The organism is Komagataeibacter xylinus (assembly GCF_031081985.1).
Lineage (GTDB): Bacteria > Pseudomonadota > Alphaproteobacteria > Acetobacterales > Acetobacteraceae > Komagataeibacter > Komagataeibacter xylinus_E.
This window is the reverse complement of sequence record NZ_JARWSK010000001.1, coordinates 368,712-395,024: the sequence shown is the minus strand read 5'-3', so window position 1 is coordinate 395,024 and position 26,313 is coordinate 368,712. Positions and strand designations below refer to the sequence as shown.

At 62.8% G+C, this 26,313-nt stretch carries 26 protein-coding genes; 9 read left to right on the top strand and 17 right to left on the bottom strand.

Going from position 1 to position 26,313, the window contains the following annotated elements; all coding sequences use genetic code 11:
* Positions 1 to 61: 61 nt before the first annotated feature.
* Complete coding sequence (locus QEG70_RS01915) at positions 62 to 694, bottom strand: hypothetical protein (protein WP_374762529.1); 633 nt, start codon at positions 692 to 694, stop codon at positions 62 to 64.
* A 36-nt stretch (positions 695 to 730) separates the two neighbouring features.
* On the opposite strand from QEG70_RS01915, the gene QEG70_RS01910 reads away from it, so the two are divergent.
* Positions 731 to 943, top strand: a complete 213-nt coding sequence (locus QEG70_RS01910) for a hypothetical protein (RefSeq protein ID WP_308719454.1) — start codon at positions 731 to 733, stop codon at positions 941 to 943.
* Positions 944 to 1,203: 260 nt separating this feature from the next.
* A complete protein-coding gene (locus QEG70_RS01905) occupies positions 1,204 to 1,512 on the top strand; it encodes a hypothetical protein (RefSeq protein WP_308719093.1) in 309 nt (102 codons plus the stop codon).
* 101 nt (positions 1,513 to 1,613) lie between these two features.
* On the opposite strand, the gene QEG70_RS01900 is transcribed toward QEG70_RS01905, so the two are convergent.
* Positions 1,614 to 1,844 (bottom strand): hypothetical protein, encoded by a 231-nt coding sequence (locus QEG70_RS01900; RefSeq protein ID WP_308719092.1) that lies wholly within the window; start codon positions 1,842 to 1,844, stop codon positions 1,614 to 1,616.
* A gap of 324 nt (positions 1,845 to 2,168) precedes the next feature.
* Between QEG70_RS01900 and QEG70_RS01895 the strand changes: the two genes are divergently transcribed.
* Complete coding sequence (locus QEG70_RS01895) at positions 2,169 to 2,378, top strand: hypothetical protein (protein WP_308719091.1); 210 nt, start codon at positions 2,169 to 2,171, stop codon at positions 2,376 to 2,378.
* Positions 2,379 to 2,396: 18 nt separating this feature from the next.
* On the opposite strand, the gene QEG70_RS01890 is transcribed toward QEG70_RS01895, so the two are convergent.
* The 3 genes from QEG70_RS01890 to QEG70_RS01880 all read right to left on the bottom strand — a co-directional run bounded on the left by QEG70_RS01890 (position 2,397) and on the right by QEG70_RS01880 (position 4,328).
* Entirely contained in the window at positions 2,397 to 2,837 is a 441-nt protein-coding gene (locus QEG70_RS01890; RefSeq protein WP_308719090.1) for a c-type cytochrome, read from the bottom strand.
* Positions 2,837 to 4,078: an FAD-dependent oxidoreductase gene (locus QEG70_RS01885; protein ID WP_308719430.1), complete on the bottom strand. Its 1,242-nt coding sequence runs from the start codon at positions 4,076 to 4,078 to the stop codon at positions 2,837 to 2,839. Before QEG70_RS01885 ends, QEG70_RS01890 begins: the two co-directional genes overlap by 1 nt.
* Positions 4,079 to 4,148: 70 nt before the next feature.
* A complete protein-coding gene (locus QEG70_RS01880; protein WP_308719089.1) occupies positions 4,149 to 4,328 on the bottom strand; it encodes a hypothetical protein in 180 nt (59 codons plus the stop codon).
* 94 nt (positions 4,329 to 4,422) lie between these two features.
* On the opposite strand from QEG70_RS01880, the gene QEG70_RS01875 reads away from it, so the two are divergent.
* Entirely contained in the window at positions 4,423 to 4,974 is a 552-nt protein-coding gene (locus tag QEG70_RS01875) for a hypothetical protein (RefSeq protein WP_308719088.1), read from the top strand.
* A gap of 1 nt (position 4,975) precedes the next feature.
* Here the strand turns inward: QEG70_RS01875 and treY are convergent, their stop codons facing one another.
* Genes treY through glgA form a run of 6 tightly spaced genes read right to left on the bottom strand, consistent with a single transcriptional unit; the run spans position 4,976 to position 17,593 of the window.
* A complete protein-coding gene (gene treY / locus QEG70_RS01870; RefSeq protein WP_308719087.1) occupies positions 4,976 to 7,717 on the bottom strand; it encodes a malto-oligosyltrehalose synthase in 2,742 nt (913 codons plus the stop codon).
* The gene (malQ, locus tag QEG70_RS01865; protein ID WP_308719086.1) at positions 7,710 to 9,785 is read right to left on the bottom strand and encodes a 4-alpha-glucanotransferase; all 2,076 of its coding nucleotides are present in this window, start codon (positions 9,783 to 9,785) and stop codon (positions 7,710 to 7,712) included. Before malQ ends, treY begins: the two co-directional genes overlap by 8 nt.
* On the bottom strand, positions 9,778 to 11,559 hold the full coding sequence (treZ, locus tag QEG70_RS01860) for a malto-oligosyltrehalose trehalohydrolase (RefSeq protein ID WP_308719085.1): 1,782 nt from the start codon (positions 11,557 to 11,559) through the stop codon (positions 9,778 to 9,780). The genes malQ and treZ overlap by 8 nt, the downstream gene beginning before the upstream one ends.
* Positions 11,556 to 13,685, bottom strand: a complete 2,130-nt coding sequence (gene glgX, locus QEG70_RS01855; protein WP_308719084.1) for a glycogen debranching protein GlgX — start codon at positions 13,683 to 13,685, stop codon at positions 11,556 to 11,558. Before glgX ends, treZ begins: the two co-directional genes overlap by 4 nt.
* Complete coding sequence (glgB, locus tag QEG70_RS01850) at positions 13,682 to 15,901, bottom strand: 1,4-alpha-glucan branching protein GlgB (RefSeq protein ID WP_308719083.1); 2,220 nt, start codon at positions 15,899 to 15,901, stop codon at positions 13,682 to 13,684. The genes glgX and glgB overlap by 4 nt, the downstream gene beginning before the upstream one ends.
* A 57-nt stretch (positions 15,902 to 15,958) precedes the next feature.
* Positions 15,959 to 17,593, bottom strand: coding sequence for a glycogen synthase GlgA (gene glgA / locus QEG70_RS01845; RefSeq protein WP_308719082.1), 1,635 nt, complete (start codon positions 17,591 to 17,593; stop codon positions 15,959 to 15,961).
* Between the two features lie 225 nt (positions 17,594 to 17,818).
* On the opposite strand from glgA, the gene QEG70_RS01840 reads away from it, so the two are divergent.
* On the top strand, positions 17,819 to 18,475 hold the full coding sequence (locus QEG70_RS01840; protein WP_308719081.1) for an immunity protein Imm33 domain-containing protein: 657 nt from the start codon (positions 17,819 to 17,821) through the stop codon (positions 18,473 to 18,475).
* Positions 18,476 to 18,523: 48 nt separating this feature from the next.
* On the opposite strand, the gene QEG70_RS01835 is transcribed toward QEG70_RS01840, so the two are convergent.
* From QEG70_RS01835 to QEG70_RS01825, 3 genes are all read right to left on the bottom strand, one after another.
* A complete protein-coding gene (locus tag QEG70_RS01835) occupies positions 18,524 to 18,709 on the bottom strand; it encodes a hypothetical protein (protein WP_308719080.1) in 186 nt (61 codons plus the stop codon).
* Between the two features lie 123 nt (positions 18,710 to 18,832).
* Positions 18,833 to 19,366 carry a DUF4142 domain-containing protein gene (locus QEG70_RS01830; protein ID WP_308719079.1) on the bottom strand — a complete coding sequence of 178 codons (534 nt, stop codon included), beginning with the start codon at positions 19,364 to 19,366 and terminating at the stop codon, positions 18,833 to 18,835.
* A 98-nt stretch (positions 19,367 to 19,464) separates the two neighbouring features.
* On the bottom strand, positions 19,465 to 19,839 hold the full coding sequence (locus QEG70_RS01825; protein WP_308719078.1) for a con-10 family general stress protein: 375 nt from the start codon (positions 19,837 to 19,839) through the stop codon (positions 19,465 to 19,467).
* A gap of 307 nt (positions 19,840 to 20,146) precedes the next feature.
* Here QEG70_RS01825 and QEG70_RS01820 point away from each other — a divergent pair, with 307 nt between their 5' ends.
* Positions 20,147 to 20,617: a hypothetical protein gene (locus tag QEG70_RS01820; protein ID WP_308719077.1), complete on the top strand. Its 471-nt coding sequence runs from the start codon at positions 20,147 to 20,149 to the stop codon at positions 20,615 to 20,617.
* A gap of 114 nt (positions 20,618 to 20,731) precedes the next feature.
* Here the strand turns inward: QEG70_RS01820 and QEG70_RS01815 are convergent, their stop codons facing one another.
* Complete coding sequence (locus QEG70_RS01815; RefSeq protein ID WP_308719076.1) at positions 20,732 to 21,424, bottom strand: YfdX family protein; 693 nt, start codon at positions 21,422 to 21,424, stop codon at positions 20,732 to 20,734.
* 201 nt (positions 21,425 to 21,625) lie between these two features.
* Here QEG70_RS01815 and QEG70_RS01810 point away from each other — a divergent pair, with 201 nt between their 5' ends.
* Both QEG70_RS01810 and QEG70_RS01805 read left to right on the top strand, forming a co-directional pair.
* The gene (locus QEG70_RS01810; RefSeq protein ID WP_308719075.1) at positions 21,626 to 22,009 is read left to right on the top strand and encodes a VOC family protein; all 384 of its coding nucleotides are present in this window, start codon (positions 21,626 to 21,628) and stop codon (positions 22,007 to 22,009) included.
* A gap of 100 nt (positions 22,010 to 22,109) precedes the next feature.
* Positions 22,110 to 22,589, top strand: a complete 480-nt coding sequence (locus QEG70_RS01805; RefSeq protein WP_308719074.1) for a DUF3574 domain-containing protein — start codon at positions 22,110 to 22,112, stop codon at positions 22,587 to 22,589.
* Between the two features lie 201 nt (positions 22,590 to 22,790).
* On the opposite strand, the gene QEG70_RS01800 is transcribed toward QEG70_RS01805, so the two are convergent.
* Positions 22,791 to 23,288 (bottom strand): hypothetical protein, encoded by a 498-nt coding sequence (locus tag QEG70_RS01800; protein WP_308719073.1) that lies wholly within the window; start codon positions 23,286 to 23,288, stop codon positions 22,791 to 22,793.
* Positions 23,289 to 23,592: 304 nt separating this feature from the next.
* Here QEG70_RS01800 and acpA point away from each other — a divergent pair, with 304 nt between their 5' ends.
* Positions 23,593 to 25,080, top strand: coding sequence for an acid phosphatase (gene acpA, locus QEG70_RS01795; protein WP_308719429.1), 1,488 nt, complete (start codon positions 23,593 to 23,595; stop codon positions 25,078 to 25,080).
* A 19-nt stretch (positions 25,081 to 25,099) separates the two neighbouring features.
* Here the strand turns inward: acpA and QEG70_RS01790 are convergent, their stop codons facing one another.
* Positions 25,100 to 26,299, bottom strand: a complete 1,200-nt coding sequence (locus QEG70_RS01790; RefSeq protein WP_308719072.1) for a cytochrome-c peroxidase — start codon at positions 26,297 to 26,299, stop codon at positions 25,100 to 25,102.
* Positions 26,300 to 26,313 lie beyond the last annotated feature (14 nt).

Below are 26,313 nucleotides of genomic sequence, written 5' to 3'. Positions count from 1 at the left end.
AAAAAAGCTTTGGCAGGAACGTTTACAATTCCAGGGTATTTTTGAAAAGGCCGATGCCGCATCAGGGCCGGGCCACAGGCCATGTGGCGGGCAGGCCCGTCTGACACGGTACATCATAGGTCAGGTGGTCGGGCTGGATATCGCGCAGGATTTCCACGTTGCGAAACAGTTCGCGCCGGTCGGGCCGCAACGCCTGGCGCGACAGGAATTCCCGCGCCTCGGCCTTGGCCGCCTGCATGGGGTAGTCCTGCCCTGCGGGCTTGAGGTGCTCTATGGCCGTATAATCCACAATGCCGACATTATGGTGATTGTGGCGTGCCGCGTTGCAGAACGCGATGTCCGTCGCCCACGCCCAGCGCAATTCGGGGAAAGGATAGACATAGGCCATGGCATCACGGTGGAAGGCGGTGACCGGCCCATCTTCCACATACCGGGTAATGCGCCCGAGGCTGTTCCATTTGCGATAATTGAACGTAAAGGATGTATAGGAATGGTAACGATGGGCGGGCTGGGATATTTTCAGCCCCATGACCTCGCAGAGCGATATGAACCCATCGAGAAAACGCGGCGGCAGGGCAACATCATCATCAGTAATGACCACCCAGTCATAATCCTGGAGTTTTACTGTTGCGAGGGCTGTATTGATATTGACAAACTTGCCCCTGTCACGCATCTGGGCTGTAACGAAATCCACCTTGTGCTTTGTATTTCTCAGCCGCCTGAACACATCATGCAGTATGCGCTCGCGTTTTGGCACCCGCACGGATGTAACAAGAATTCTGCGCACCGGCTGCCTGCGGGCAATATTCCTGACATGGCGGGAATACTTCCGGTTATGAAAATCAAATACCATATCCGTCAGGACGGAAACCTTACGTTTTTGCCAGAAATTCTTGTGCTGGCAGAAATCGGAATCAAAGAAATCCGTTTTTTCCCGTTCTGATATTGTCATGTCTTGCTCTCCATTACCATTTCAGGGGTGGCAGACGATGGATGACATACGCTGTCACCAAGGCGTGGATATGGCAGCACAAACATGATCGCATTCATGAAGTTTCAAATTATTTCTGGGAAAATCATATTCCATAATATTCAGGCCGCAACCGGAACTGTGCCCGCGCCTGCACGATACGACCAGCAGGGCGCCTGCCCCGAAGCCATTTTCACCCATGCGTGCTTCTTTACACAAGAAAAGAGGACAACATGCGTATTATTTCTGCCCTTGCAGTAACGGGCGTGGTGTTCATGGCCAGCGGGCCTGTGGCCCTGGCCCAGAAACACCCGACCGACAAAAGCGTGGACCTGCCGGGAGATAATTCCCCCTCATCCATAGAACGGGCGCATCCACAATCCCGCAAGACCGTGCCGCTGCCCGAAAAGAGCGAACGGCCAGACCCCACGAACCAGCCCGACCAGCCCCTGACCCGCCAACCCGCCGCCAATAAAGGCCCGGACAGTCCCGGCATGTCTTCCAACCACCAGAACCTGCGCAGTCCGTCCGCCCTGCAATAGGGCGTGACGCATCATGACATGCCTTTTGCGGGGCTGCTGCGCGCAGCCCCGCTTTGTCACGCTTCAATCAGAAACAGGAAACAGTTTACCCTGCCCCAGCTTCACGTGCAGCTTTTCGCTTGCGACATGGTCATGGCATGGGTGGCGAGATAGCGGAACTGCGCCTGTTCTTCAGGAAAGGCGGGCATGCCCTGCAGGGCATGCGTGGTCCTGCGGTAGCGATGCAGGTTGCTCAGCCGCCGCCACGGGCGGTCAGGGTGCTGTTTGTTCCACAGGCTGATCGCCCGCAGTTCAACTTCCTGAATGTTTACATCATGATCTGACTTCGGCATGTCCATCTCCCTTGCATCTGCGTTGTGGGTATTGGAACTGTCACGAGGTTTATGCTGGTGCGGTGGGGTATTCCCGCCACGCGTATCCAACGTCGCAGCATAGCACGGGTTCCGGCCTGAGGCTGCAATCTCTCTGTACCGTGATGCAGCCCCCTTTTACACGACGCAATCAAACATCACGTTTCGTTACGGCTGTTGCGCAGCCGCACCCGTTAAGATCGCGTCAATCGTGGGCAATGACGTGGAGCGTGCATGTTTTTCCTGGTTCGCAGGGCAACAGAGACAATGGCTGTATCAGACAGCCAGATCAACAGGCCGGGTTGAATGCGGGCTGCCGCCATGCTGGCCTGTTTCATGATGGTGGCCGGCTGTACTGCCCGTTCCGTGCCGCTTGATGATGACGGGCTGCCCGTTACAAACGGCCGGGAAATGGACACCCCGGCCGAAGGCGGGCCACCGAGCGGCAGGAACGGCCTGTGGTCTGACATGCTGCATACCGCCATGCAGGCGGGCATGGGCATGCTTCACCATTAGCCGCGCCCTGCCCTGTCTTTACTTCACGGTGGCGGCAGTCATTTTAGGAAATATCATGGTTTTCACCCTCTCGGGGGTAAGATCACGACTGCCTGCGGGCGCGCCGTTCTCACGCAGCATGAACGCCAGCAGATCCGCATTCTGCGCAGGTGTCAGCGTGCCGGGGGCAAAAAGCGGCATGGCTTTTGACATGTAGTCAAACAACTGGCCCAGCGGTGCGCCTGACCAGTTGGCGGCAAAGCGCCCCACAAGCGGCGGCACGTCAAAGGCCCCGCCCAGATCCGCCCCGTGGCACACCGCGCAGAACTGCTGGTAGGCCGTAGCCCCCCGCCCGGCCTGCGCGGGGGTGTAATAGGATGTACCAGCCCGCGCCGGTGCCGCATGGGCCATCTGCACGCTCAGCGCCAGCAGCCCTGCCCCCAGCGCGGCATCACGCAGCCTTGCGAGCAGGCCGCGCATCAGCCCTGCCCCGCGGGAAAACGGGCAAAAAGATTTTCAAATATGCCAATCGCCTTTTCCGCCTCGCTACGGTCGGCATGTTCAAAACTGTTGCCCACGCCGTCCATTTCACCCAAGCCCGACATGTCAAACCCCTGTATCATCAAGCCATCACTTTTCGAAAGCGCCGAGGCCCCCTTGTAACGCACCCCATAAGCCACATCGGGTTGCGGCGGCAGCCACGCGGTCTGGCCACGCACGGGAATGAGCGAGCGGTCCCCCCACAGGTCACGCGCCGCATAGCCGGGGCAATTGATGATGACCGGCTCGGGCAGGCTCTTCATGTCGGCCGGTGTATGGAACTCGCGGATGACGATCCGCCCCCCCGCCTGATAAAATTCGGACAGCAGGAGATGCCCATACGCCCCGAAATTAAAGATCATCAGCGGCGCGCGCCGGGCATAGGGCACCGCAAACGGATTTTCCTGCGCGGAGAGCAGTTCGGATGCTGGAATGATATCGCGTATCCGTTCGCCATAACTGGCAAACTCGCTTGATTGCTGCGGCATGCCGGTCGTGGCATAGTCGCCCTTGTGGTCCGGATTTTCAGGCTCGGGTTCCGGCGCGTCAAAAGGCGTGTCGGACAGCACATAACTGTCCCGGAAGTCGATCGGGTTGCCGGGCAGGCCAAGGTAATCGCGATAGCTTTTCCATGAATAGCGGGCCATCCGCTCCCACGTGTCGGCAAATTGCGACCCTGCGGGGGCGGTCAGCGCCACGCGTGAATCCGGCGTCCAGCTACCATTGGCACGGACCGAGCGGGTATGGGGCAGCAGGTCGCGCGTATAGATCGTGACATCAAGCCCTGCGCGCTGCGCCGTCAGCGCCGTGGTCAGGCCAATCACCCCGCACCCCACAACCGCCACGCGCCGGGGCGACAGGGCCGCCGCCTTGCCCACCGCCATCTCGGCCGAGCCCCATGAAAGCGACCACCCGCTGCCGCCATGGCCGTAATTGTGGATGACCACCTTCTCGCCCACGCGCTCGACATCGAGCCGCGGGCCTGCGGCGCGGAACGGGCGCAGGCAGACCTTGATATCGGTTATCTGGTCGGCATGGGGGCGCATGGGCACAAGCAGGGGCACCGTGCCGGGCACCGCCGTGCGCCGCAGGGCCGCGGCGGCGGCAGGCACAGACGCCCACCGGCCACCGGCGAGCGCGCCAAGGGCCAGGGAACCGGCAAACAGCCCCCTCCGGCCCAGGCGGGGGGGCATGTTTTTCGGGTCGTCAGGAAAACCGTTCACGTTCAAACCTCTGCTTGCCGGGTGCCTGTCACGAAAAATCCACCAGTTTCATGACAGGATCATTCATGCAAATCCGTTTTTGAAAATATTCTGTATGCCGCTTTTTCAAATCCGTCATCATGGCCTGATACATGTATGACGCGGCAGAGTAAATTTTCCCTGTCGCGCCGTCAAACCAGAGCCGGGCAAAAACGCGCTCGGCACTCATTACGTCATGCAGGCACAGGTAATGGGCATGGTTGCGTGATTATTAATATTATGGCATTTTATATATGTTGAATATAATATTCAGGATTTAAGTAATGGGTTTTAATGCATCCTATCTGGCGTTCCATGGCGTGCGCCGTGAAGAAATACTGGCCCTTATGGAATTTGAGGATACCGGGATCGAGGACGAAGCACGCGAGGCCGATTTTTCCATCGCCGACATGCCAACGGGGTGGACCATCCTGTGGTCCAGCCAGTGTGAATACCTGCCAGACAGTGAGCCGCTTCACCTGCCTTTCAGGTGCAGGCATAGCATCGTGGGCTGCTGCGTGCTGGAAACAACCATGATGAGCGTCGGCTTCGGGCATGACTATGACGACCAGGGGAAAATGTACAATAGGTGGAACATTTCCCACGAGGCCGCCAAGGGGCACGATAACCTTGAGTGCACCGGCACCCTCCCCCCTGAAAGCAGCGCCATCATCGAAGCCGCCCGCGCCGAGGCGGGCACGTGCAAGAACGTGGATGTGTTTTTTGACATACCGGTCAGCGTGATCGAAAGCCTGACCGGCTTCCGCTACGACCGGCCGGTTTATGACGGCAAGGAAATCCTCTTTACCGAACTGCGTTCCCTCGCCACCGCCTGATTCAGGGCAAGCCCCGACCACCCGCATCATGCACGAGGCAGACAAGGGGCACCTGCCCGCGCGTAAACGGCACGGCGGCCTGCACCGGTAAGGCACCCAGCAGGCTGTGCCATGGGCCGACTGGCTGCGGCAGGGTCACGCGCAGCGCCATATCACGCCCCAGCGCCAGCGTATCGGCCTGTATTTCCATGCCCAGTGGCAGGCGCGGGGCCACCACCAGCAGGCTGAACCCGTCATGCTGCCGCAGGAAGGCAATGGCATGGTCGCGGTCCGCCCCTTCCACCGCCAGCGGCTGGTAGTACCCCCTGGCAAACAGGTCAGGATAGCGTGCCCGAAACGACAGGATGCGCCGGATCAGGTCAAGCTTGACCTGGCCCGTGCGCCATGTGGCGGCGGAGGCATCAAAACTGCCAGCGTGTTCGAGCAGCGCATGGCGCAGGCCGAAATCAACCGGGCGGCGGTTATCGGGGTCAACGAGGCTGAAATCCCATAAATCACAGCCCTGATACAGGTCCGGCACGCCGGGCGTGGTCAGCCGCAGAAGGGTCTGCGCCAGCCCGTTGAGCGCGCCCGCCGGGGCAATCTGCGCCACCACCCGCTCCATCTGCGCCATGAAAGCCGGGTTGGCGACAAGACGGCGCACAAAGGCCGTGCAGGCTTCCTCATACGCCATGTCGGGGTCGAGCCAGTTCGTATGGCGCTTGGCCTCGCGCAGGGCCTTGGTCTGCCATTGCACGATGCGTTCGCACCACGCCTCACGCACGCCCTCGCTGGCGAAAGGGGTGAGTGGCCACGCACCGAGCATGGTCTGGTACAGCATCAGTTCATCAATGCGGTCTGGCCCGATCGCCGTTTCCGCGCCGTTTTGGGCAAACCACGCGCTGACCTGTCCATGCCACGCGGGCGCCATCTCGCTCAGCACGGCCAAGCGGCCGCGGCTGTCCTCGCCACGCTTGTGGTCGTGGGTCGCGGTGGTGAGCATGGCGGCGGGGTGCGCGCGGGCACGGGTGGTGCAACCGGCATGGAAATCCGCAACCGCAAGGCCGAGCCGTGCCGGGTCGGACCCCACCTCGTTGCGCGAGATCAGGCGCCCGTAGCAGTAAAAGGCCGTATCTTCCGTTGATTTGGCGGCCAGCGGCGCGGTCAGGTGCTCGAATGCCTGCTCGGCGCGGCGCACGCAGGCCGCAGGCGCATGCTCCGGCCGGGCTGACAGGATGCTCACGACCGTATCAAGCACCGGTTGCAGTTGGGCTGCCAGCCGTGGCCGGGCGGCGGTGCTGGCCGCGTGCAGGGCCGCGCCATCTTCGGCATGGTCATGCATCACCTCATCGCCAAAATAGGTGCGGTAGAGCGCGAAGGAGACCAGCACGGCCTCAAGCACGGCCCGCAGGTCTGCCGCAGGCATGCAGTCCGCCCCCCGCGCCTTCAGCGCCGTGGCCAGCAGGCGGGTCAGGTGCCCGAATTCGGCGGCAAAGCCCCCGGCCAGCAGTTGCGCGCGGGCTGCGCGCGCAATCAGGCCGCAGGCTTTCGCATCTGGCCCGCACGCCGCCCACAGCCGATCCAGCACAGGGGCCGCGCGCGCATCATGCAGCACGGCGGAGACCTGATCCATGAAGTCATAGCCCGTGGTGCCTTCAACCGGCCAGGCAGCAGGCAGGCTCTCATCGGTGGCAAGGATTTTTTCCACGTAAATGGCAGCCCCCGGCAGGGCGCTTTCGGGGCGCAGGCGGGCCAGTGCGTCAAGTCGGGTGCGCAGGCGCTGGCAGTAGGCGGCAGGCGCGGTCAGCCCGTCAATATGATCGACCCGCACGCCGTCAACCAGTCCGCGCTGATACAGCGAGAACAGATAGCCATGCACCGCCTCGAACACCTCCGCGCGCTCCACGCACACACCCACAAGGCCGGTAATGTCAAAAAACCGCCGCCAGTTGATCCGTGTCGCAGCCTCACGCCAGCAGGCCAGACGCCAGGGCTGCGCGGCCAGCAGGCGTTCCAGCCGGAGGCGGCCTGCGGGGTCGCATCCATCATGCAGGCTGGCAAGACGCGCCATGGCCGCCTGCCCGCGCTGTGTTGCCGCCCAGTGGCGCAGGGCCGCCAGCGCGCAATCCGCTTCCGCCCCCGGCCCGCCGCGCAGCGCCACGGTGGTAAACGCCGCAAGCAGCGCGCCGGGGGCCTCCACCTGCGCCAGCAGGGCTGCATAGCTGGCCGGGCTGAGCGGAAAGCTGTGCTCATGGTGATGGATGTGGAACAGTCCCCCATCCCCGTCATGGCGCAGGACAAGGCTGCCTGCCGCCACTGCCTCGGGCAGCGGGCGATCAAGGAAGGGCAGCAGCACCCGCCCGCGCAGATCCGGGTCATGCCAGTTGATGTCGAACCATGTGGCATGCGCCGAAGCCTGCCCCCAGGCCAGCACATCCATCCACCACGCATTATGGGCATCAACGGCCATGTGGTTGGGCACGATATCAAGGATCAGCCCCATGCCGTGGGCATGCAGCCGGTCAGCCAGGCGGATCAGGGCCGCCTCGCCGCCCAGTGCCGGGTCGATGTGGTCATAGGCCACGGTATCATAGCCATGGGTCGAGCCGGGGCGGGCGGCAAACAGGGGCGAGGCGTAAAGATGGCTTATGCCAAGGCGGGCAAATTGCGGCACAAGGGCGGTTGCGTCATCGATTGTCATGCCCGCGCGGAACTGCAGCCGCAGCGTGGCCCGCACTAGGGCGGCAGGCTCACGGCTATTCATGGGCACGCCCCGCGCGCAGGCGGTTGAAGCGCCGGCGCGTATCATGCCCTGACAGCAGGGTTGCGGTCATGCCAGGGTAGCGGCGCTGCCAGTTGGGGTGGCCGCTCGTGGTGCCGGGCAGGTTGGGCTGTTCGGCAAGGCCGAGCATGTCCTCCACCGCCATGAGGGCAAGCGGGCATGCGGCCCGGCCCACGAAGCCGATGGCCTCCTCCACCACCCTTGCCGCTCCCGTGGGATCTGGCGGTGGCTTCTCCCCACCCCTGCCCCGCGCGGCGGATGCAGGCCGGTCGTCCATCAGGGCGGACCACAGGGCGGTGCGGTCATTTTCACGCTCGTCACGCACGGTATTGGGGTCGAGGCCCACGGGGAGCTGATGCAGTTTCTCGCGCCATGCAATGTCCGTTCCCTGCCACCAGCCTGCCACCGTGGGCAGGTCATGGGTGGTGGTCATGGCGGTGGCCTGGGGCGACCATGTGGCGGGTGGTTTGAACACCCCTTGCGGCGTGCGCTCGAAAAACAGCACGTTCATGCCCATGATGCCATGCGCGCCCGCCGCCTTGCGAAACGCGGTGGTGACAGTGCCCAGATCCTCGCCAATCACCATGGCATCGGCCCGCATGGCCTCAAGGGCGACGAGCCGCATGAGGTCGCGCACGGGAAAGGACAGATAACTCCCTTCAGCCGAAGCGCCGCCCTGCGGTATGATCCACAGCCGTTCCAGCGCCATGACATGGTCGATGCGCAAGCCCCCGCCATGGGCGAAGCCCGCACGTAGCGTGTCGATAAAGGCGCGGTAGCCCGTGGCCCGCAGCCCGGCGGGGGAAAACGTGGTCAGCCCCCAGTCCTGCCCCAGCGGGCTGAGCGCATCGGGCGGCGCGCCAATGCCTGCACCGAGCAGGAACTCGGACTGGCGCGCCCAGCATTCGCTGCCCGTGGGGTCCACGCCCACCGCCATGTCCTTGATCAGGCCGATGCGCATGCCCGCTGAACGCGCGCCTGCGCAGGCACGGGCAAGGCTGGTGGCCGCCAGCCATTGCACGAACACATGGAATGTCACGTCATGGGCGAATTCCTGCGCAAACCGCGCCACTTCCGGGCTGTCTGGCTGGCGCATGGGCACAGGCCAGCGCCGCCAGTCGCCGCCGCGTTCGCCACGGGTGGAGAAATAGGCATGCAGCGCCTCGAACAGGGCATGCTGCTCGAGCGCCCGCCCCCCGGCCGCGCGGAAGTCGCGCATGGCCTGTGGCGGACTGGCCGCGATCCGCTCATCATACAGCCGCCTGAGCAACCGGTAGCGGCATGTGCTGGCCCGCGCCCAGTCAATCAGCGGCGCATCCTCAAGCTGCCTGAGCGTATCGACATAATCCGCCCCCTCCCTGACCACGGCGGCCTGCACGGTTGCCGCGTCGAACACCGCATGCGGGTCAGCCAGCAAACCATTAAGGAACAGGCGCGAGGAAGGCGAATACGGGCTGTACTGCCCGGGGCGGGCTGCAAACATGGCATGGGCCGGGCTGATGGCCAGCGCATCCGCCCCGCGTGCCGCAGCCGTGCGGGCCAGGGTTTCAACCGCGCCAAAATGGCCAATCCCGCCATCGCCCGCCATGCGCAGGCCATAAACCTGCGCGCCCAGGCCCCATGCCCGCACGCTGCCGCCTGCGCAAATCCGGCTCACGCGCGGGCAGGACGGGGGCGCAATGGCCAAGGTTGCGGGCGTGTCGCCCACTTCCAGCCGGTGGTAGCCGCACACGCCCACGGGGGGCAGCGCAGGGTGGCCACGCATCAGGCGCAAATTGCCTTCAATTTCCGCGCCATTTTCCAGCACGAGGCGAAACCGGCCCCCGGCATCAGCAGGTGGCAGGGGCAGCACGGTCGCCTGCCCTGCAACGCCCACCACCATGGCGGGCAGCGCCCCGCGCGGGCGTGGCGGCGGGGCATGACCTTCCAGCACGGCCAGCAGGCGGCGCAGGCTCTCGTTCGAGACGCGGTGCATCTCGCCCGCGGCATCGCGCCAACGCAGGCTCAGCCCGGCATGGCGGGCGCGCTCGACAAGGGTGCGGTTATTCATCCTCGGCCTCGTTCAGGCAGGCCATCATGGCACAGGGGGGCAGGGTTGCGCAGAACAGGTCCACCCCGTGCGGCAGCACCGCATGCAGGCAGCGCCCCTGCGGCATGTCTGGCAGCGGCACTGCCGCATCGCCCAGGTTGAGGGCAATGGACAGCACCGCCCCATCGCCCATGCGCCACCGGGCAAAAACCGCCCCCCTGCCCAGCACCTGCGCCCCCATGGCACGCGCGCCGGGCAGGCGGGGCGTAATCTCGGCGTGGCGCAGGGCCAGGAGCTGCGCAATCTGTGCGTTCCATTCCCTGTGGGCCGGTTTATCGCGCTCGAGGGGGTCGAGGCGCGAGGCGGCATAGGTTTCAGGCGCGTTGGGATCGGGGATAGTATCGCGTTTTTCCGCCGAGGCGAAATGCGAGAAACCGGCAAATTCCTGCCGCCGCCCTTCGCGCACGATCCGGCCGAGCGCCGGGTTGTAGTCGGTAAAGAACAGGAAGGGCTGGCGCGAACCCCATTCCTCGCCCATGAACAGCATCGGGACCTGCGGGCACAGGAGCACCAGCCCGTAGGCCGCGCGCAGGGCCTGTGGCGTGGCCAGCACGCCCAGCCGCTCGCCTAGTGCGCGGTTGCCGATCTGGTCATGGTTTTGCAGGAAGATGATGAAGCGGTCCGGTGCAAGGTCAGCGCTCGGGCTGCCCCTCGCCTTGCCATTGACCGGCTGCACCTCGCCCTGAAAGGCAAAACCTTCGGCCAGCACGCGCGCCAGCGCAGGCGCCGGTTCGGGAGCGAAATTGCCGTAATAGCCCTCGTCCTCGCCGGTCAGCAGCACATGCAGGGCGTTATGGGCATCATCATTCCACTGGGCCCGATAGCCCGCACGCAGCAGGCCGGCATCATTGTTTTCATTTTCAACGATCAGGTGCACATGCCGCCCGCGCTCGACATGGTTGCGGATGATGGCAGGCAACGCCATCAGCCAGTCCCGGTCCACAATGGCCTGCACGGCATCGAGCCGCAGGCCGTCAAAGCGGAATTCCATAAGCCAGTACAGCGCGTTATCAATAAAGAACTGGCTGACCGCCTCCTGCCCGAAATCAATCGCCGCCCCCCACGGCGTTGCCGTGTCATACCTGAAGAAGGGCGTTGCGTAGTCAGCCAGGTAATTCCCGTCCGGGCCGAAATGGTTGTACACCACGTCGAGAAACACCATGAGTCCCAACCCGTGCGCCGTATCAACCAGCGCCTTGAGCGCATCGGGCGGCCCGTAGGCGGATTCCGGGGCGAAAGGCAGCACGCCGTCATAGCCCCAGTTGCGTCCGCCCGGCACCTCGGCCAGCGGCATGAGTTCGATGGCGGTCACGCCAAGGGCGGCAAGGCGCGGCAGGTCGCGGGCTACGCCTTCATAACCACCCATCAGGCCCACATGCACCTCGTATATGACCACCTCATGCCATGGGCGGCCCGGCCATGCGGCGTGCTGCCAGTCATAGGCGGCGGGATCGACCACCTCGCTTGGTCCGCGCACGTCGTCGGGCTGGTAGCATGAGGCGGGGTCCGGCACGGCAAGGTCACGGGCCACGCGGTAGCGGTAGCGCGTGCCCGCCCCGCAGGGGAACACGCATTCAAACCACCCCTCCCTGTCGCGGGCCATGGCAACAGGCGCGTGGCCCTGCGCCTCGAGCAGGACCGTGTGGCATGAGGGCGCCCAGAACCGGAAGCGGGTATGCCCGGCATCGAGCAACGTGGCCCCGACGTAGCGGTCAGACTGGAAATGGGTGCTCATGCGGCATCCTCCGCCTCATCATCGCTGCCAGGCACGAAAGCCAGCAGCACAAGCCCGTGGGCGGGCACGGTAATGTCATGCACATCCGCACCCAGCGCCTGTTCCGCCCGCTCGGGCTGCGTGGTGTCGAGCAGCAGGGTCCACTGCCCTCCGGGTGCAGGCAGGGTCGCGTTCACGTCGCTCCCGCCGGGGTTGAGCAGCATGTAGGTGATGTCGACCGCGCCATCGGCCCCGGTGCTGGCGCGGCGCACGCCAAGCAGGTGGAATGTCTCGTCATTCCACTGCTCCACCCCCATGGGCGTGCCATCATGGTCGAACCAGCCGATATCGGGCATGTCAGGCAGCGGCCTGTGGCGGCCATGCATGTAGCGCGCTGCCCGCAGCGAGGGGTGGGCACGGCGCAGCGTGGCAAGGCGGGCGACAAAAGCGGTCATCAACTGGCCCTGCGGCGAGGCGGCGCGCTTCCAGTCCAGCCAGCTTGTGGGGTTGTCCTGGCAGTAGGTGTTGTTATTGCCGTTCTGGGTCTGGCCAAACTCATCGCCCGCCAGCAGCATGGGGGTTCCGTGCGAGAACATGAGGGTCGCCATCATGGCACGCTGCACGCGGGCGCGGAGGTCGAGGATGGCGGGGTCATCGGTCGGGCCTTCCACACCCCAGTTGGCGCTGTTGTTGTCGGCGCTGCCATCCTGGCCATCTTCCCCGTTGGCCTCGTTATGGCGCTCGGCGTAGCTGACCACGTCCTCGAGCGTGAAGCCGTCATGCGCGGTAATGAGGTTGACCGAACTCCACGGCCTGCGGCCCCTATGGTCGAGCAGGTCGCCCGAGCCTGCGATGCGGGCGGCGATATCGCCCTGCTGCTGGCCATCGCCGCGCCAGAAGCGCCGCGTGGTATCGCGGAAGCGGTCATTCCATTCGGCAAAGCCGGGCGGGAAGTTGCCGAACTGGTAGCCGCCGGGACCGGGGTCCCATGGCTCGGCAATCAGCTTGCGGGTGGACAGCAAGGGGTCCTGGATGATGGCATCGAAAAAGCCTGATCCCTGATCGAAGCCATAGGGCTCGCGCCCGAGCACCGGAGCGAGGTCGAAGCGGAAGCCATCAATGTGGAATTCGCCCGCCCAGTAGCGCAGCGAGTCCAGCACCATCTGCAACACGCGCGGGTGCGACAGGTTGAGCGTGTTGCCGCAGCCGGTATCGTTGATGAGGTGCCGCTCATCACCGGGCACGAGGCTGTAATAGGTGGCGTTGTCCAGCCCGCGGTAGCACAGGGTGGGGCCGAGTTCGCTGCCCTCGCAGGTGTGGTTGTAGACCACGTCCATCACCACCTCGATGCCCGCCTTGTGCAACCGTCTGATGGCCGCGCGCAGTTCATGCGCCGAGCCGCTGGCCAGATAGCCCGCATGCGGCACGAAAAACGCCAGCGTGTTGTAGCCCCAGTAATTGGTCAGCCTGCGCTCGATCAGGTAACGCTCGGGGGCAAAGCACTGGATGGGCAGCAGTTCGAGCGTGGTCACTCCCAGCCTGTGCAGGTGCGCGATCATTTCGGGCGCGCCAAGGGCCTGGAACGTACCGGGCTGGGGGTTGCGCTCCATCGCGCGCTGCATGGTCAGGCCCCTGACATGCGCCTCCATGATGACGGTATCCGCCCACGGTACGCAGGGCAGGATGTCATCCTCCCACTCATAGGCATCGTTCACCACCACGCATTTGGGCATGGAGGGCGCGCTGTCACGTCGGTCGAAGGACAGGTCGGCGCGCGGCGAGTGCAGGCGGTAGCCGAACTGCGTGTCCGACCATGAAACCGGCCCCGTGAGCCTGCGGGCATAGGGGTCGATCAGCAGCTTGTGCGGATTGAAGCGGTGGCCGTTGGCGGGGTCGTATGGCCCGAAGGCCCGGAAGCCGTATAACAGCCCCGGCTCGGCATCGGGCAGGTAGCCGTGCCATATCTCATCGGTATATTCGGGCAGACGAAAGCGCGCGATCTCGCGCCGGTCGCGCGGGTCGAAAATGCACAGGTCGATCTGCTGCGCATTGGCCGAGAACACCGCGAAATTGACGCCAAGCCCATCCCAGCACGCGCCGAGGCGGGTGGGGCTGCCGGGCGAAAGCGCGGGCGGGAAGCGCATCATGATCCTTCTCCCGCAGGCTGAAGGTAAAGCGCTGCCAGCGGCGGCAGGGTCAGCACGCACGAGCAGGGCTGGCCGTGAGAAGGTTCGGGCTGCGCCATGACGCCACCGCCATTGCCCACGCCGCTGCCGCCATAGGCCTCAGCATCGGAATTGAGGCGCTCGCGCCACGGCCCGCCCACCGGCACGCCCACGCGGTAGCCATGGCGCACCACGGGGGTCAGGTTGAGCACCACCAGCACCGGGGCATGGCCCGGCGCCAGCCGCAGCCAGGCCAGCACGGCGTTGGCGGTGTCATCACCAATCACCCACGCAAAACCGGCGGGGTCGCTGTCAAGCGCATGGAGGGCGGGCAGATCGCGATAGAGGCGGTTGAGATCGGTGATGAGACCCAGCATGCCCGCCTTGAGCGGATCATCCAGGCTGCGCCATGGCGGCTCGCCCTCATGTGACCATTCCGCCTCCTGCGCCAGTTCGGCCCCCATGAACACCAGCTTGCGCCCCGGATGGGCCCACATGAAGGCGAAAAACACCCGCAGATTGGCATGGCGCTGCCAGCCATCACCGGGCATGCGGGCCAGCAGCGAGCCCTTGCCGTGGGTCACTTCATCATGCGACAGGCACAGGATGAAATGCTCGCTGAAGGCATAATGCAGCCCGAACAGGATTTCATTGAGGTGATGGCCACGCCACAGCGGGTCACGCGCAAAGAAGCGCAGGCTGTCATGCATCCATCCCATGTTCCATTTATAGGAAAAGCCCAGCCCCCCCTGCGCCACCGGGCGGGTCACGCCGGGCCAGGCGGTGGATTCCTCGGCAATCATCATCGCATCGGGGCAGGTTTCGCGCACGGTCTCGTTGAGTTGGCGCAGGAAGGCAACGGCCTCAAGGTTTTCACGCCCGCCATGGATGTTGGGGATCCACTCCCCTTCCCGCCTGCTGTAGTCGCGGTACAGCATGGAGGCCACGGCATCGACACGCAGCCCGTCGATATGAAAGCGCTCCAGCCACATCAGCGCGCTGGCGATGAGGAAGCCACGCACCTCGTGGCGGCCGAAATTATAGATATGGGTGTTCCAGTCACGGTGCACCCCCTCGCGCGGGTCCTGATGCTCGTACAGCGCACAGCCATCGAAACAGGCCAGCCCGTGCACGTCATTGGGGAAATGGGCGGGCACCCAGTCCAGGATCACGCCGATGCCCGCTGCGTGGCAGGCATCGATGAAGGCCGCAAAATCAGCCGGCGTGCCATGCCGGGCGGAGGGCGCGAACAGCCCGAGCGGCTGGTAGCCCCATGAGCCGCCAAACGGATATTCCATGACAGGCATGAGTTCGACATGCGTAAAGCCCGCCGCCTGCACGTAGGGAATGAGTTCGCCCGCAAGTTCGCGCCACGACATGATGCGGTCCGGGTCGCCCTGGGGCCTGCGCCATGAGGGGACGTGCAGTTCATATATGGCCAGCGGCGCATCGGTAGCCTGAGCGCGCCCGCGCGTGGCCATCCAGTCCGCATCGGTCCAGGCAAAAGGTGCAAGCGATGCCACGACCGAGGCGGTGGCGGGCGGGCGCTCGGCAAACCGGGCGAAGGGATCGGCCTTGTGGGGCAGGATATGGCCCTCGCGCGTCATGATCTCAAATTTGTAGCGCTCGCCGGGGCCGAGGCCGGGAATGAACAGCTCCCACACCCCTGCACTGTGGCGCAGGCGCATGGGGTGGCGCCTGCCATCCCAGAAATTGAAATCCCCGATGACCGAAACCCGCCGCGCATTGGGCGCCCACACGGCAAAGCGCACGCCTGGCGTGCCGTCAACCACCATGGGCTGCGCGCCCATGAGGTGATCAAGCTGGCGGTGGCTACCTTCGGCAAACAGGCGCAGCTCCGCCTCATCAAGCAGCAGGCCGAATGAATACGGGTCGGCGGTTTCCTCCACCGCGTCGGCCCAGACGATTTTCAGGTGATAGCGCGCCCCTGCGGGAATGGTGCCGACATGCAGCCCCGCCTCGTTCATGCGCCGCATGGGGCGCTCGATCGGGCTGGCGCGCGGGCGCTCGACCACCAGCCTTACGCGCGCCGCATCATGGTACAGCACGCGGATGACATCGACACGCCCCATGTTGTGGCGGCCAAGAATGGCAAACGGATCAGAACTGCGCCCATGCACAAGATCATCAATACCATCGGGGAGGACATAGTGGGCTGCATCGTGCCTGATCCGCATGCCGGGGCCTTTACTGTGCTGTAGGGGTTTGGCTGTGAACGTTGGGGGCCAGACGCATCAATGGGGAACGGCCAGCGCGCGTGACAGGCGGGGCGGCCTGCGCGCAATGCGCCGCCTGCGGCCCTCACGCAGGCCACGTTGGCCTGCTGGCAGGCTGATCACGTTTGAATCCGCCCGGCCGCCCGCATCAAGGCCCAGCATCTCGGCAAACAGCCTGACATAATGGGCGGCCTTGTCGTTCCATGACACGTCATAGGCCGCACCCGTAAGCTGGAGCTGGCGCCACATGCGGCGGTTGCGCCGATAGAGCTGGCGCGCGCGCGCCACGGTAGCGAGCAGGGTCTCGCCATCAACGGGCGTGAACAGGAAACCCGTCGCAGCGCCCTGGACCACGGCTGCGGGATTGGCGTTGACAATGGTGTCGGCCAGGCCGCCCACGCGGGCGGCAATCGGCACCGCGCCATAACGCAGCGCGCCAAGCTGGGTCAGCCCGCAGGGCTCGAAGCGCGAGGGAATGAGCAGCGCATCAACCGCCGAAGGCAGGCGGTGGCCAAGGAATTCACTATAGCCGAGATGGCAGGCGAACCGGCCGGGAAACTGGCGTTGCAGGCCAGCGAGGCGGCGCTCGATCTCGCGGTCGCCCTCGCCCACAACGATAAGCTGGGTGTTGCCTTCCAGCAGGCGCGGGGTCACGTCAGCCAGAAGGTCGATACCCTTCTGCGCGGTCAGGCGGCTGACCACGCCCACCACAAAGGCATCGGGGTCAGCCCACAGGCCGAATTCGGCCTGCAGGTCGCGCTTGTTGGGCGCGCGGCCCACGGTATCGCCCACCATGTAGGGAAAATGCACTGCCGGGTCGGAGGCCGGGTTCCATGTGTCGGTGCTGATGCCGTTGAGAATGCCCTCCAGCCGGTCGCTGCGATGGCGCAGCAGGCCATCGAGGCCCATGCCGCCTTCGGGCGTCTGGATTTCCTGCGCATAGGATGGCGAGACGGTGGTGATGCGATCGGCATGGTACAGCCCCGCCTTGAGGAAGCTGATGGCCCCATAGCACTCGCATCCCTCGACCGAGAACGCCTCGGGTGGGAGGCCGAATTCGGTCAGGCACCCGGCGGGAAACCGCCCCTGAAAAGCAAGGTTGTGGATGGTCTGGACCACCGGCACGCGGGTGACCACGGGCAGGCCGCCACGTTCAGCCGCCTGCTGGTCATGATGCAGGTAGGCTGCGGTAAGCCCGGCCTGCCAGTCATGCGCCTGCACAAGGTCGGGGCGCGGGTGCGGCGTGCGGCCTGAGGCAATATCCGCCGCCATGCGGGCAAGGGTGGCGAAACGGATGCCGTTATCGGGCCAGTCCTGCCCCTCGGGGCCGAGATAGGGGTTGCCAGGACGATCAAACAGGGCGGGCACGTCAAGCACCAGCAGGTCCAGCCCGGCCACATGGGCCGACCACAGCGTGGCCTCGTGCCCCAGCAGGTCAGGATGGTGCATGACGGACACGCGCGCAGGCAATGCCGCCATGACGGCGGGGTAGCCGGGCAGCAGGGTTGTCACCTCCACGCCATAAGGGGCCAGCGCGTGTGGCAGGGAACCCACCACATCGCCCAGCCCGCCGGTCTTGACGAAGGGAAACATCTCTGCCGCGACTGAAAGCAGGCGGATCGGGGTTGAAAAAGGCGTAACCGCATTCATCATCGGCCTGTTTCCTTGCAGGAGGAGAAACCGGTGCCATTTCTGGATCTGTATCGGTTAACGGGTTATTAAACCCCTAGTCTCACCCACACGGTTAAGTGATCCTGTCCATGGAGTCGTTTTACTTGCCCGGTTTAATAAAAGTGGCAATTTCATGTCATTATTTGCAATATATACGGATGTGGTTATTATTGTCCCCAACAGGGCACCACATGCAAATGGCAGGATATGACCGCAACCATAAAAATCATCAAAAACGGCCTGAGCCTGCACACATCGGGACTGCTCGACAGTAACGGCCATGAATTACGCGCCACCGTATCGCAGCCCCGCCTGCTTGCCGGGTGTGAAAACTTCCTGTGCCACGCCATCGAGCGCATCACCATAAAACACAGGCCCATAGAACCGGACGACCCGATCCGTTACGGCTACTGGGCCACGTGTGGCGCGCTTGCGGCTGACGGCTACCTTGATTTTCATGAACCCGTGCCCGCCTGCCCCACCTTCGGGCTGGAGGAACAGAGCGGCGTGGATGCCTGCGTGACCTACTGGGAAGAACAGCACGCCACCTGCCGCAGCGTACAGGCCGTGTTCACCCCGCCTGGGCCCGAACAGTTGATCGTCATCTCCGATGGGGTTTATGAGGGCGATGAAGTACAGGGCGTGCGCTATGCGTCCCCACCCCATATGTCAGGCTGGTGGATCACCACCGACCGCTATGATGATGACATCGCCAGCCTGAAAACCGTCCACGCCTGTCATGTCACCGCGGCACGGCCTGAGCTTGCGCGGTATCTGGCCCTGCCGCCCGGATGGCGGTTCGATACAGCGTGGAACGACATTGCCTTTGACCCTGAAGCCAGCCGGCTTGGACAGGAAGGATAAAGCCGCCCTGATTGAAAAAAGGCGGCTTTACAGCCAAGGCTGCCACGATCAGAACCGTGGCAGCGGGATATGGGGCGCGAAAAGGCATGTCAGCACGATAAGCGTTACAAAAAACACCACCATGCCCCCCACAATAAAGACATGCCGCTTTTCCGCCGGGGTGGCGAGGGGCGTATCACGGCGCGGGTCGCTCGCCGCCCCACCGCGCAACTGTTTGTCTTGACCGTATTGCATCGGAAACACTCCCTTGGCAGACGTTGATACAGGCTGCCTCCCGAACAGGAAAAGCGCGTGCCTGATGTTTTACCGGGGGTTTTGACCGAGGTTTTTTTTACCTAGGTTTCTTTACTTAGGTGTTTACTGGGGCAGATCCTTGGCCATCTGCAGGTGGTTTTCAAGCGTGGGCAATGTATTGCCTGCCCATGTCTTGAGGGCTGCGTTATCACCGCTCTGCGCGTAACGGCGGAAGAGCGAGACGGCATCTTCATGCCCCGCGATCTGGTCGGCGCGGTACTGCAGGGCGAAGTCGCGGCCATGCAGGGTCTTGAGGTGATCGAGCTTGTCCTGATGCGCCTCGTCAATGCCAGTGGGCGGACTGACCTGCACGTTACTGCTCTGGAGGAGGTCTTTCAGGGCAGCGGATGTTTTCTTGTGGTCTTCTATCATCCGGTTGGCAAAGGCGGCCAGCTTGGGGTCGTTGCCCTGCAATGCCAGTTCGCTGGACTGGATCTCGAACATGTCGCTGATAGTGGCAATCTTGATGAAGTCCTCCGTGCGGGGCGCAACACCCATCAGCGAATTGATGCCTGCCTTTTCGGGTATGGACTGGGCCAGGACCGGCGCGGGCACGCAGGCGATCAGCCCGAGTATCACCATCATGCTTTTTTTCATTGTTTTGCTCCAGATGGATCAGAAATCCGTGTTATCCCGGCCCCGCCGGGCAATGACAGGAGGCGGAACCCGGCAGGGATTCCGCGCCCCCGCATCAGTCAGGACTTATCGTGATCGTGGCTATGCTGGCCGCCCTTGCGCCCGGCTTCCGCCGCACGTTCGGGGTCCTTGGCAAAATTGCCGTCACTGTGCTGGCCGCCCTTGTGGCCTGCCTCGGCGGCCCTTGCCGGGTCATGGGCAAAATTGCCGGGGCTGTGCTCGCCCCCCTTATGGCCCGCTTCGGCTGCGCGCTCGGGGTCCTTGGCAAAATTGCCCGAACTGTGCTGGCCACCCTTGTGCCCCGCCTCGGAGGCTTTCTTGCGGTCATTGGCGAAGTTGCCGGGATTATGCCCGGCACCCCCACCGCCCCGGCTGTCAGCCGGTGCGAAGGAGGCAGTACGGGTGCGTTCTTGCATGGGAATGCGATAAGCCATGATCATTCACCTTTTTCAGATTACAGCACGGATACGGAATCCTTGTTTTTTCTCGCCGCCTCATGGGGCCGTGGTGAGAAAGCAATCCCGGCAATATGCGCTGTGGTGGGTTCAACGGGGCAACCGGCAGGCGGTTTCGGCATGACCGTGGAAAATAAAAAATAAATATTCAGGACCAGAAACGCCTCATATGGGCCAGATCCATAATAAAGCGAAGCGGCAGCCCCAACTTTGCCCGCAACCCGTCTCCGCACCATGCGATAGGAAGTCCATGCCCGTGGGCTACCGCATCAGGATAAAGAGAAACATGCAACACCTGTCCCGCCTCGCCTTTGCCTGCGCCAGCCTGCTGCTCATGATGCTGGCCCTCTTCCTGCTGACATTTGGCATGTTCGACCTGCTCAGGGCGCTGGGGCAATCATGGCATATGGGGCGCAACGCCATATTGCAGGCCATCAGCTATGTCGTGATTGCGGTGGCGGTATTTGACGTGGCCAAATACTTCGTGGAAGAAGAAGTAATCCAGACCAGCGGCAAGAAAAGCCTGGGCGAGGCACGGGCCAGCCTGACCAAGTTCATCACCACAATTATCATTGCGGTGTTCATTGAGGGGCTGGTTGGCGTTTTCGAGACCAGTACAAGCGAACCGGCTGCCATTCTCTACCCTGCCAGCCTGCTGGTGGTGGCTACCTTCATTGTTCTTGCGCTTGGGGCATTCCAGCGCATGAGCGTGGATGCCGAGCGTGAAAAGAAAAAGGTGGGTGGCGGGGAGGAATAACCACCCTGGCCTTTGGGGCTTGAGCGTTTCAAAAGTAATGCCGCCTTTTTGAAAAAAGGCGGCACCCAGAAACTTTATCTTAATGATCCAAACGGCCTTTACATCCGGAGCAGGTTATTTCTGCGCAGGTGCCGCCGGGGCCTTGGCGCCGGGAGGGGCCAGCGTCTCGGACACATCTTCCGAGATGAATACGACGTTATCAAGCACCTGCTGGAGGGCTGCGGAAGCCTCCTGCGGGTGACGGGCCTCAGTAAAGACGGTGGCGCGGTTAATCGCCCCCTGCGTGGGTTCAAGGGCGGTCAGCGCCATGATGAAATCGGCATCCTCGCCCACGACCTGCAGCGTCTGCGCAGCCTGTTTGGTCTGGCCTGCCTTGAGCTGGGTGTTGGCGGTAGCAATGGCGGCCTTCTTCTCGGGGGCCAGTGTCTCGCTGCCAATGATTTCACCGCCAACCGGAATCCAGGTCACGGGCGTGGTGCCAGCCACATGGCCAGGGGCCGCCGGGTGCTGCGGGGCGGGGTGAAGGCTGGTTTCGGCGGCGATGAACTGCGTGCTGGCCTTGCCTGCGGCGGTCAGGCGCTTGGTCGCGTCATACAGCGCGGGAATGGCGGCATCGGTCTGGCCTGCATCGAGCACCTGCTTGGCGTTGAGCACGTCGAGCATGGCGCGCTGCCCATCAGCCGAGAGATGATTGAACGCACGGGTGGCCTTGAACTTTTCCCAATCCGTATGCACCGATGCCGCGTGGGCACCCAGTGGTGCAGCGAGCAGTCCCGCCACGGCGGCCAGTGAAGCGATAAAACGCATGGTTTCCCTTTTCAGAGCAATCTGTCTGTCATGTATTCCGTGGCCCGGATATCCGGGCCTGGGCGGAATGTTACAAAAAATGGCATGCGGGGTCCATGACTATTCCCATCGTTACGACGCGCATCGCGTTGGGGCGGTTGTCGGCCCGCAGCACGCCGTGCCATGATTGCCCCGGACTATTATCGTTCAGGGAGAAAATGCATGTTCAGCCATATTGCCGTTGGCGCAAACGACATTGAAGCCGCGAAGAAATTCTACGATAGCATATTTGCAACCCTTGGCGTGCCCGCCGCCACCGTCAATGCCAGGGGCAAACTGGTCTATAATGGCGATACGGGTTTTTTCCTCGTAACGAAGCCGGTCAACGGCCAGCCCGCCACGGCCGCCAACGGGGGCACGATCGGCTTTGCCGCCCCCTCGCCTGAAGTCATCGATGCATGGCATGCCGCGGGCGTGGCCAATGGCGGCACCACCTGCGAAGACCCGCCGGGCATCCGCCACATGCCCAATGGCGACCTGTACCTGGCCTATCTGCGCGACCCGACCGGCAACAAGCTGTGTGCGCTTTATCGCGTCCAGTCCTGATCCCGGCCAGCTTATCGGGCGCCGCTTTTTTTGAAAGGCGGCGTTCTTTTGAATCTTTCTACTGCGCTACGCCCCATAACGGGCAGGACGAATACAGACCATGAGTTGCCAGCCCATTGTTTTTTCAAGGCGATGGTGCCTGCCTGCCGCCACCATTGTGGCCAGTACGGTCGCATGGTGCCAACCCGGCCACGCAGGCGCACCACAGATGCCTGCCCCCGATCCGCTACAGGTCGCCTGCACGACATTGCAGGCAACGCCAATGGTGCAGGTCTCGCTGCTGTTTGGTCTCAACCGCCCTGATGGAAGCCATGTCAGCCAGCATGACTGGACCCGTTTTGTGCGTGACGTCGTCACCCCGCGTTTTCCCGACGGTTTTTCGGTCCTGCGCATGACCGGACAATGGCGGGATGAACACAGCGGGCGCATCATACGCGAACCTTCGCGCATCATATGGGTGGCAACCCCTCTCACTCCCGATCTCAGGTTGCGGCTTGAGGCGATACGCCAGACCTATCGCCAGCGCTTCGGGCAGGATTCCGTGGGGCTGGTCATCACACCGGGCTGCGCTGCGTTCTGAAGCGATATTTTTGGACTTTATGATTGGCAATTCTTTTAGATTGTTTGAAACCAATTTATTGATAAATAATAAATTTTTTCAGGTGCCCCCCTGCTTCAAATAAGGCGACATGATTTGAAGCTTTTTGAAAAAAGCTTAACCAAAAACTTTTTTATTTATTAATAATCTGCTTTTAAAAAATATATTATTGCGATTACATGCCTATAACTGGAAAAACGTTGTTTCAAAATAGTCCTGCGCTATGGCGCATTGCCCGCGCAGGCGCACAACGCAGCTGAGCAATATGAGTGGCTCATCATCCTCATAAACTGTTGTCAGTTCATGGGCATGCCTTTCAAAATAGGCCCGATTGCGCCACATAGCCTGCTTGGGACGAACAAAGATACTCAACATGCCATTGAGGGCCGCCATCAAAAACAGCGCTGCAACAGGCAGATCAGGCTTGCAGCGCAACCCCGGTTTGTAATGATAGACAAGGCACAGCCCCCCTTCCGAGCAGTAGAGATAGGCCAGTTGTTCCATGGCGTTGCACATGCCATATTCTGCCGCGCGGATAAGCCAATACATGCTTTTTTCACGCATATCGACAAGGATTGTGAGGAGTCTCATTTCGGGAAAGAGTTTCATCTTTTCCCAAAACTGCGCATCTGCAGTCAAGAAAAGTAATAATAATATATATACCTTTATGCCGACGTTCATATCATAATTTTATTTATGAATACCGTAACATTACATATTTATATGACATTACAGGATCGCGGCATGGGGCTCATCACCGGCCCGGGGCGGCCCATTTCATGCGCGGAGTTCGCCATGTGCGCATCAGCCAAGCCGATCCGCGCCGCTATATGAATTTTTCATGAAAGGCAGCCCCCCTGCATTTCCTTCCTCCAACAGGTCTTTCATATACACCAGGCGTTACGCTGACAGCATTCGAGACTTCATGGCCCATCTGACCCGCACCCTGCTCCGTTTCACCCCCATTACGGCCCTGCTGGCAGGCATGCTGGGTGCCTGCACCGGTCAGGCCAGACCTGCGGGCATGAAACAGATCGAAACGGTCGTGGTCATTTTTGCCGAGAATCGGTCCTTCGATAATCTCTATAACGGCTTTCCCGGCGCGGATACATCAGGCGCCAGAGTGGCGCGGTTACGGCCCCAGCGCGACCGTGATGGCAGCGTGCTGCGCGAACTGCCGCCCGTATGGGGTGGCCTGACAGCCCGCGGTGCGGCCGATCCCATAACCCAGGCCATGAGCGCGCACCTGCCCAACCAGCCTTTCCACATTGATGACCCTCAGGGCTTCAACCGCCCGCTCAGCACGCTCACGCAGGACCTGTGGCACCGCTTCTATCAGAACCAGATGCAGATCAACGGCGGCCGTAACGACAGGTTCGTGGCCTGGGCCGATTCAGGCGCCCTCCCCATGAGCGAGTGGGATGGGTCGCATATGCAAATGTGGCAGATCGCCCGCCGTTACACGCTGGCCGACCACTTCTTCATGGGGGCGTTTGGCGGTTCGTTCCTCAACCACCAGTGGCTGGCCTGTGCGTGTGCGCCGTTCTACCCGCAGGCCGATACCAGCGCAGCGCGGCCGGTCATTTCCACCGTAGCGCCATCGGGCACGGCCCTGCTCGTGGCGGCCGATTCACCGCATTCGGCGCTGGAGGGCATTCCCAAATTCGTGCGCGATGGCAACCTCACGCCTGATTTTTATGCCGTCAACACCATGCAGCCCCCCTACCAGCCCAGCGCCAACCCCGCAGCCCCCGGGCAGGACCCGCATTATGCCGATCCCGCACACGCCACCACCCTGCCCGCACAGACCGCGCCCACCATCGGCGACCGGCTGAGCGAGCGCGGCATCACATGGGCATGGTACGCCGGAGCATGGGGCGATGTGCTGGCGCACGGCAATCATTACCCTGCCCCGGACTTTCAGTACCATCACCAGCCCTATAATTACTATGCCGCCTACGCCCCCGGCACGCCCGCGCGCGACGAACACCTGCGCGATGGGGGGCTGGCTGGCGCAGGCTTTATCGCGGCCATTGACCACGGCCAGTTGCCGCAGGTCAGTTTCTACAAGCCACAGGGCAACCTGAACGAACATTCAGGCTATGCCGATATCCAGTCAGGCGATCATCATATTGCCGACCTTGTGGCCCATCTGGAAAAAAGCCCCCAGTGGCCGCACATGCTCGTTATTGTCACCTACGATGAAAATGGCGGTCTGTGGGACCATGTGGCCCCGCCCAGAGGCGACCGGTGGGGGCCGGGTTCGCGCATTCCGGCCATCATCATCTCGCCTTATGCCCGGCGCGGATATGTCGACCATACGGTGCAGGATACAACCTCGATCCTGATGTTCCTGACCAAACGCTTTAGCCTGCGCCCGCTTGATGGCGCCATGACCCGCGCGCGCGCCATACGGGCGGCTACCGGCCACCCTCTTGGCAACCTGACGGGCGCACTGAACCTGAAGCAATAAAAGCTGCTGGTGAAATTTTCTACTGGCGCGACATCAGGCTGAAGTAACCATCCGTCAGGGTATGGAGGAAGGCCACGATCGCATCAATCTCATCATCCGACAGGGCGGGCCGTCCTTTGGGGCGGGGGCCGAAAGGCGGGTCCATGTTGATGTTGGCGTGATAACGGGCAGGCAGGTCGTTATAGATCTGTATCCTGCCATCCGGGCCAGTCGGGTACCAAAGCGCGGGGCGCACATCACGCAGCGCGTAAAACGCCACGGCCTGCCGCAGCGTATGAATAACCCCGTTATGAAAGAATACATGCCGTAGCGCCACGTTGCGCAGCGACGGCGTGCGGAACAGCCCGCAATAGTCGTCGCGCCCCCTGAAATCGGTGCGATCGGGGCCACATAACCCCATATCGTAATAGGCCGGGTTGCGGTTGAGGCCGATGGCGCCGTTACGCGGCACGCCAAGGGCCACCAGCCCGTAATCACTGAATTGCGGCGGCGTGCCGTCATGCCCCGGCGCGCTGACATGGCATGAGGCGCAATTGCCCTTGTCCGCCCGTTCAAACAGCGCCAGCCCCTGCGCCTCACGCGCGGTAAGACGGGCCCTACCCGCCAGCACCGCATCATATTTGCTGCTATAGGGATAAAACAGCCGGGCATCCTGCTGGTAGGTGGCCAGGGCCTCGGCAATCAGGGCAAAACGGGTGGCCGTATCATCCGGCCGGGGCGGCAGCAGGGCCTGTAGGCGTAGGCCGTAGCCTGCGGCATTGGCACGGCGCACCACGGCTTCAGGGTTGGCATTGGCCATTTCGTAAGGGGAAAGCAGCGGTATGCTGGCCTGACCCTGCGCGGTATCGGCCCGACCATCCCATGTCAGGCCGCCGGTGGGGCCGTTATCGATGCTTTCATCGGCTTCATCTTCCGAATCATGAAAATGTTCGGTGAACTGCGGCACGGCCTGCAGATAGGTGAGCGATGCCACCGCACGGTGCCCCCCTGGCTGCACCGACAGGTCATTGCCCTGCGCAAACGCCGCATTGTCCTGATGGCACGATGAACAGGCCATATGCCCCGAAGCCGACAGTCTGGGATCATGAAACAGGTCACGCCCCAACTGGCCTAGCGCCTGCGCGCGGGCGCCTGCCTGCGGGCGCGACAGGACGGGGCTGGTACCATCCACCCCCTGCCCCCATGATGCAGCCCCGCCGCCAAACAGGGCGACCGCCATGGCCAGTCCATGCA

What these genes read in the sequence shown, in the direction of transcription:
- QEG70_RS01910 (WP_308719454.1), top strand. Translation starts at nt 731, where the DNA reads ATGCAGTATGCGCTCGCGTTTTGGCACCCGCACGGATGTAACAAGAAT.
- QEG70_RS01905 (WP_308719093.1), top strand. Translation starts at nt 1,204, where the DNA reads ATGCGTATTATTTCTGCCCTTGCAGTAACGGGCGTGGTGTTCATGGCC.
- QEG70_RS01900 (WP_308719092.1), bottom strand. Translation starts at nt 1,844, where the DNA reads ATGCCGAAGTCAGATCATGATGTAAACATTCAGGAAGTTGAACTGCGG.
- QEG70_RS01895 (WP_308719091.1), top strand. Translation starts at nt 2,169, where the DNA reads ATGCGGGCTGCCGCCATGCTGGCCTGTTTCATGATGGTGGCCGGCTGT.
- QEG70_RS01890 (WP_308719090.1), bottom strand. Translation starts at nt 2,837, where the DNA reads ATGCGCGGCCTGCTCGCAAGGCTGCGTGATGCCGCGCTGGGGGCAGGG.
- QEG70_RS01880 (WP_308719089.1), bottom strand. Translation starts at nt 4,328, where the DNA reads ATGAGTGCCGAGCGCGTTTTTGCCCGGCTCTGGTTTGACGGCGCGACA.
- QEG70_RS01875 (WP_308719088.1), top strand. Translation starts at nt 4,423, where the DNA reads ATGGGTTTTAATGCATCCTATCTGGCGTTCCATGGCGTGCGCCGTGAA.
- treY (WP_308719087.1), bottom strand. Translation starts at nt 7,717, where the DNA reads ATGAATAGCCGTGAGCCTGCCGCCCTAGTGCGGGCCACGCTGCGGCTG.
- malQ (WP_308719086.1), bottom strand. Translation starts at nt 9,785, where the DNA reads ATGAATAACCGCACCCTTGTCGAGCGCGCCCGCCATGCCGGGCTGAGC.
- treZ (WP_308719085.1), bottom strand. Translation starts at nt 11,559, where the DNA reads ATGAGCACCCATTTCCAGTCTGACCGCTACGTCGGGGCCACGTTGCTC.
- glgX (WP_308719084.1), bottom strand. Translation starts at nt 13,685, where the DNA reads ATGATGCGCTTCCCGCCCGCGCTTTCGCCCGGCAGCCCCACCCGCCTC.
- glgB (WP_308719083.1), bottom strand. Translation starts at nt 15,901, where the DNA reads ATGCGGATCAGGCACGATGCAGCCCACTATGTCCTCCCCGATGGTATT.
- glgA (WP_308719082.1), bottom strand. Translation starts at nt 17,593, where the DNA reads ATGATGAATGCGGTTACGCCTTTTTCAACCCCGATCCGCCTGCTTTCA.
- QEG70_RS01840 (WP_308719081.1), top strand. Translation starts at nt 17,819, where the DNA reads ATGACCGCAACCATAAAAATCATCAAAAACGGCCTGAGCCTGCACACA.
- QEG70_RS01835 (WP_308719080.1), bottom strand. Translation starts at nt 18,709, where the DNA reads ATGCAATACGGTCAAGACAAACAGTTGCGCGGTGGGGCGGCGAGCGAC.
- QEG70_RS01830 (WP_308719079.1), bottom strand. Translation starts at nt 19,366, where the DNA reads ATGAAAAAAAGCATGATGGTGATACTCGGGCTGATCGCCTGCGTGCCC.
- QEG70_RS01825 (WP_308719078.1), bottom strand. Translation starts at nt 19,839, where the DNA reads ATGGCTTATCGCATTCCCATGCAAGAACGCACCCGTACTGCCTCCTTC.
- QEG70_RS01820 (WP_308719077.1), top strand. Translation starts at nt 20,147, where the DNA reads ATGCAACACCTGTCCCGCCTCGCCTTTGCCTGCGCCAGCCTGCTGCTC.
- QEG70_RS01815 (WP_308719076.1), bottom strand. Translation starts at nt 21,424, where the DNA reads ATGCGTTTTATCGCTTCACTGGCCGCCGTGGCGGGACTGCTCGCTGCA.
- QEG70_RS01810 (WP_308719075.1), top strand. Translation starts at nt 21,626, where the DNA reads ATGTTCAGCCATATTGCCGTTGGCGCAAACGACATTGAAGCCGCGAAG.
- QEG70_RS01805 (WP_308719074.1), top strand. Translation starts at nt 22,110, where the DNA reads ATGAGTTGCCAGCCCATTGTTTTTTCAAGGCGATGGTGCCTGCCTGCC.
- QEG70_RS01800 (WP_308719073.1), bottom strand. Translation starts at nt 23,288, where the DNA reads ATGAACGTCGGCATAAAGGTATATATATTATTATTACTTTTCTTGACT.
- acpA (WP_308719429.1), top strand. Translation starts at nt 23,593, where the DNA reads ATGCTGGGTGCCTGCACCGGTCAGGCCAGACCTGCGGGCATGAAACAG.
- QEG70_RS01790 (WP_308719072.1), bottom strand. Translation starts at nt 26,299, where the DNA reads ATGGCGGTCGCCCTGTTTGGCGGCGGGGCTGCATCATGGGGGCAGGGG.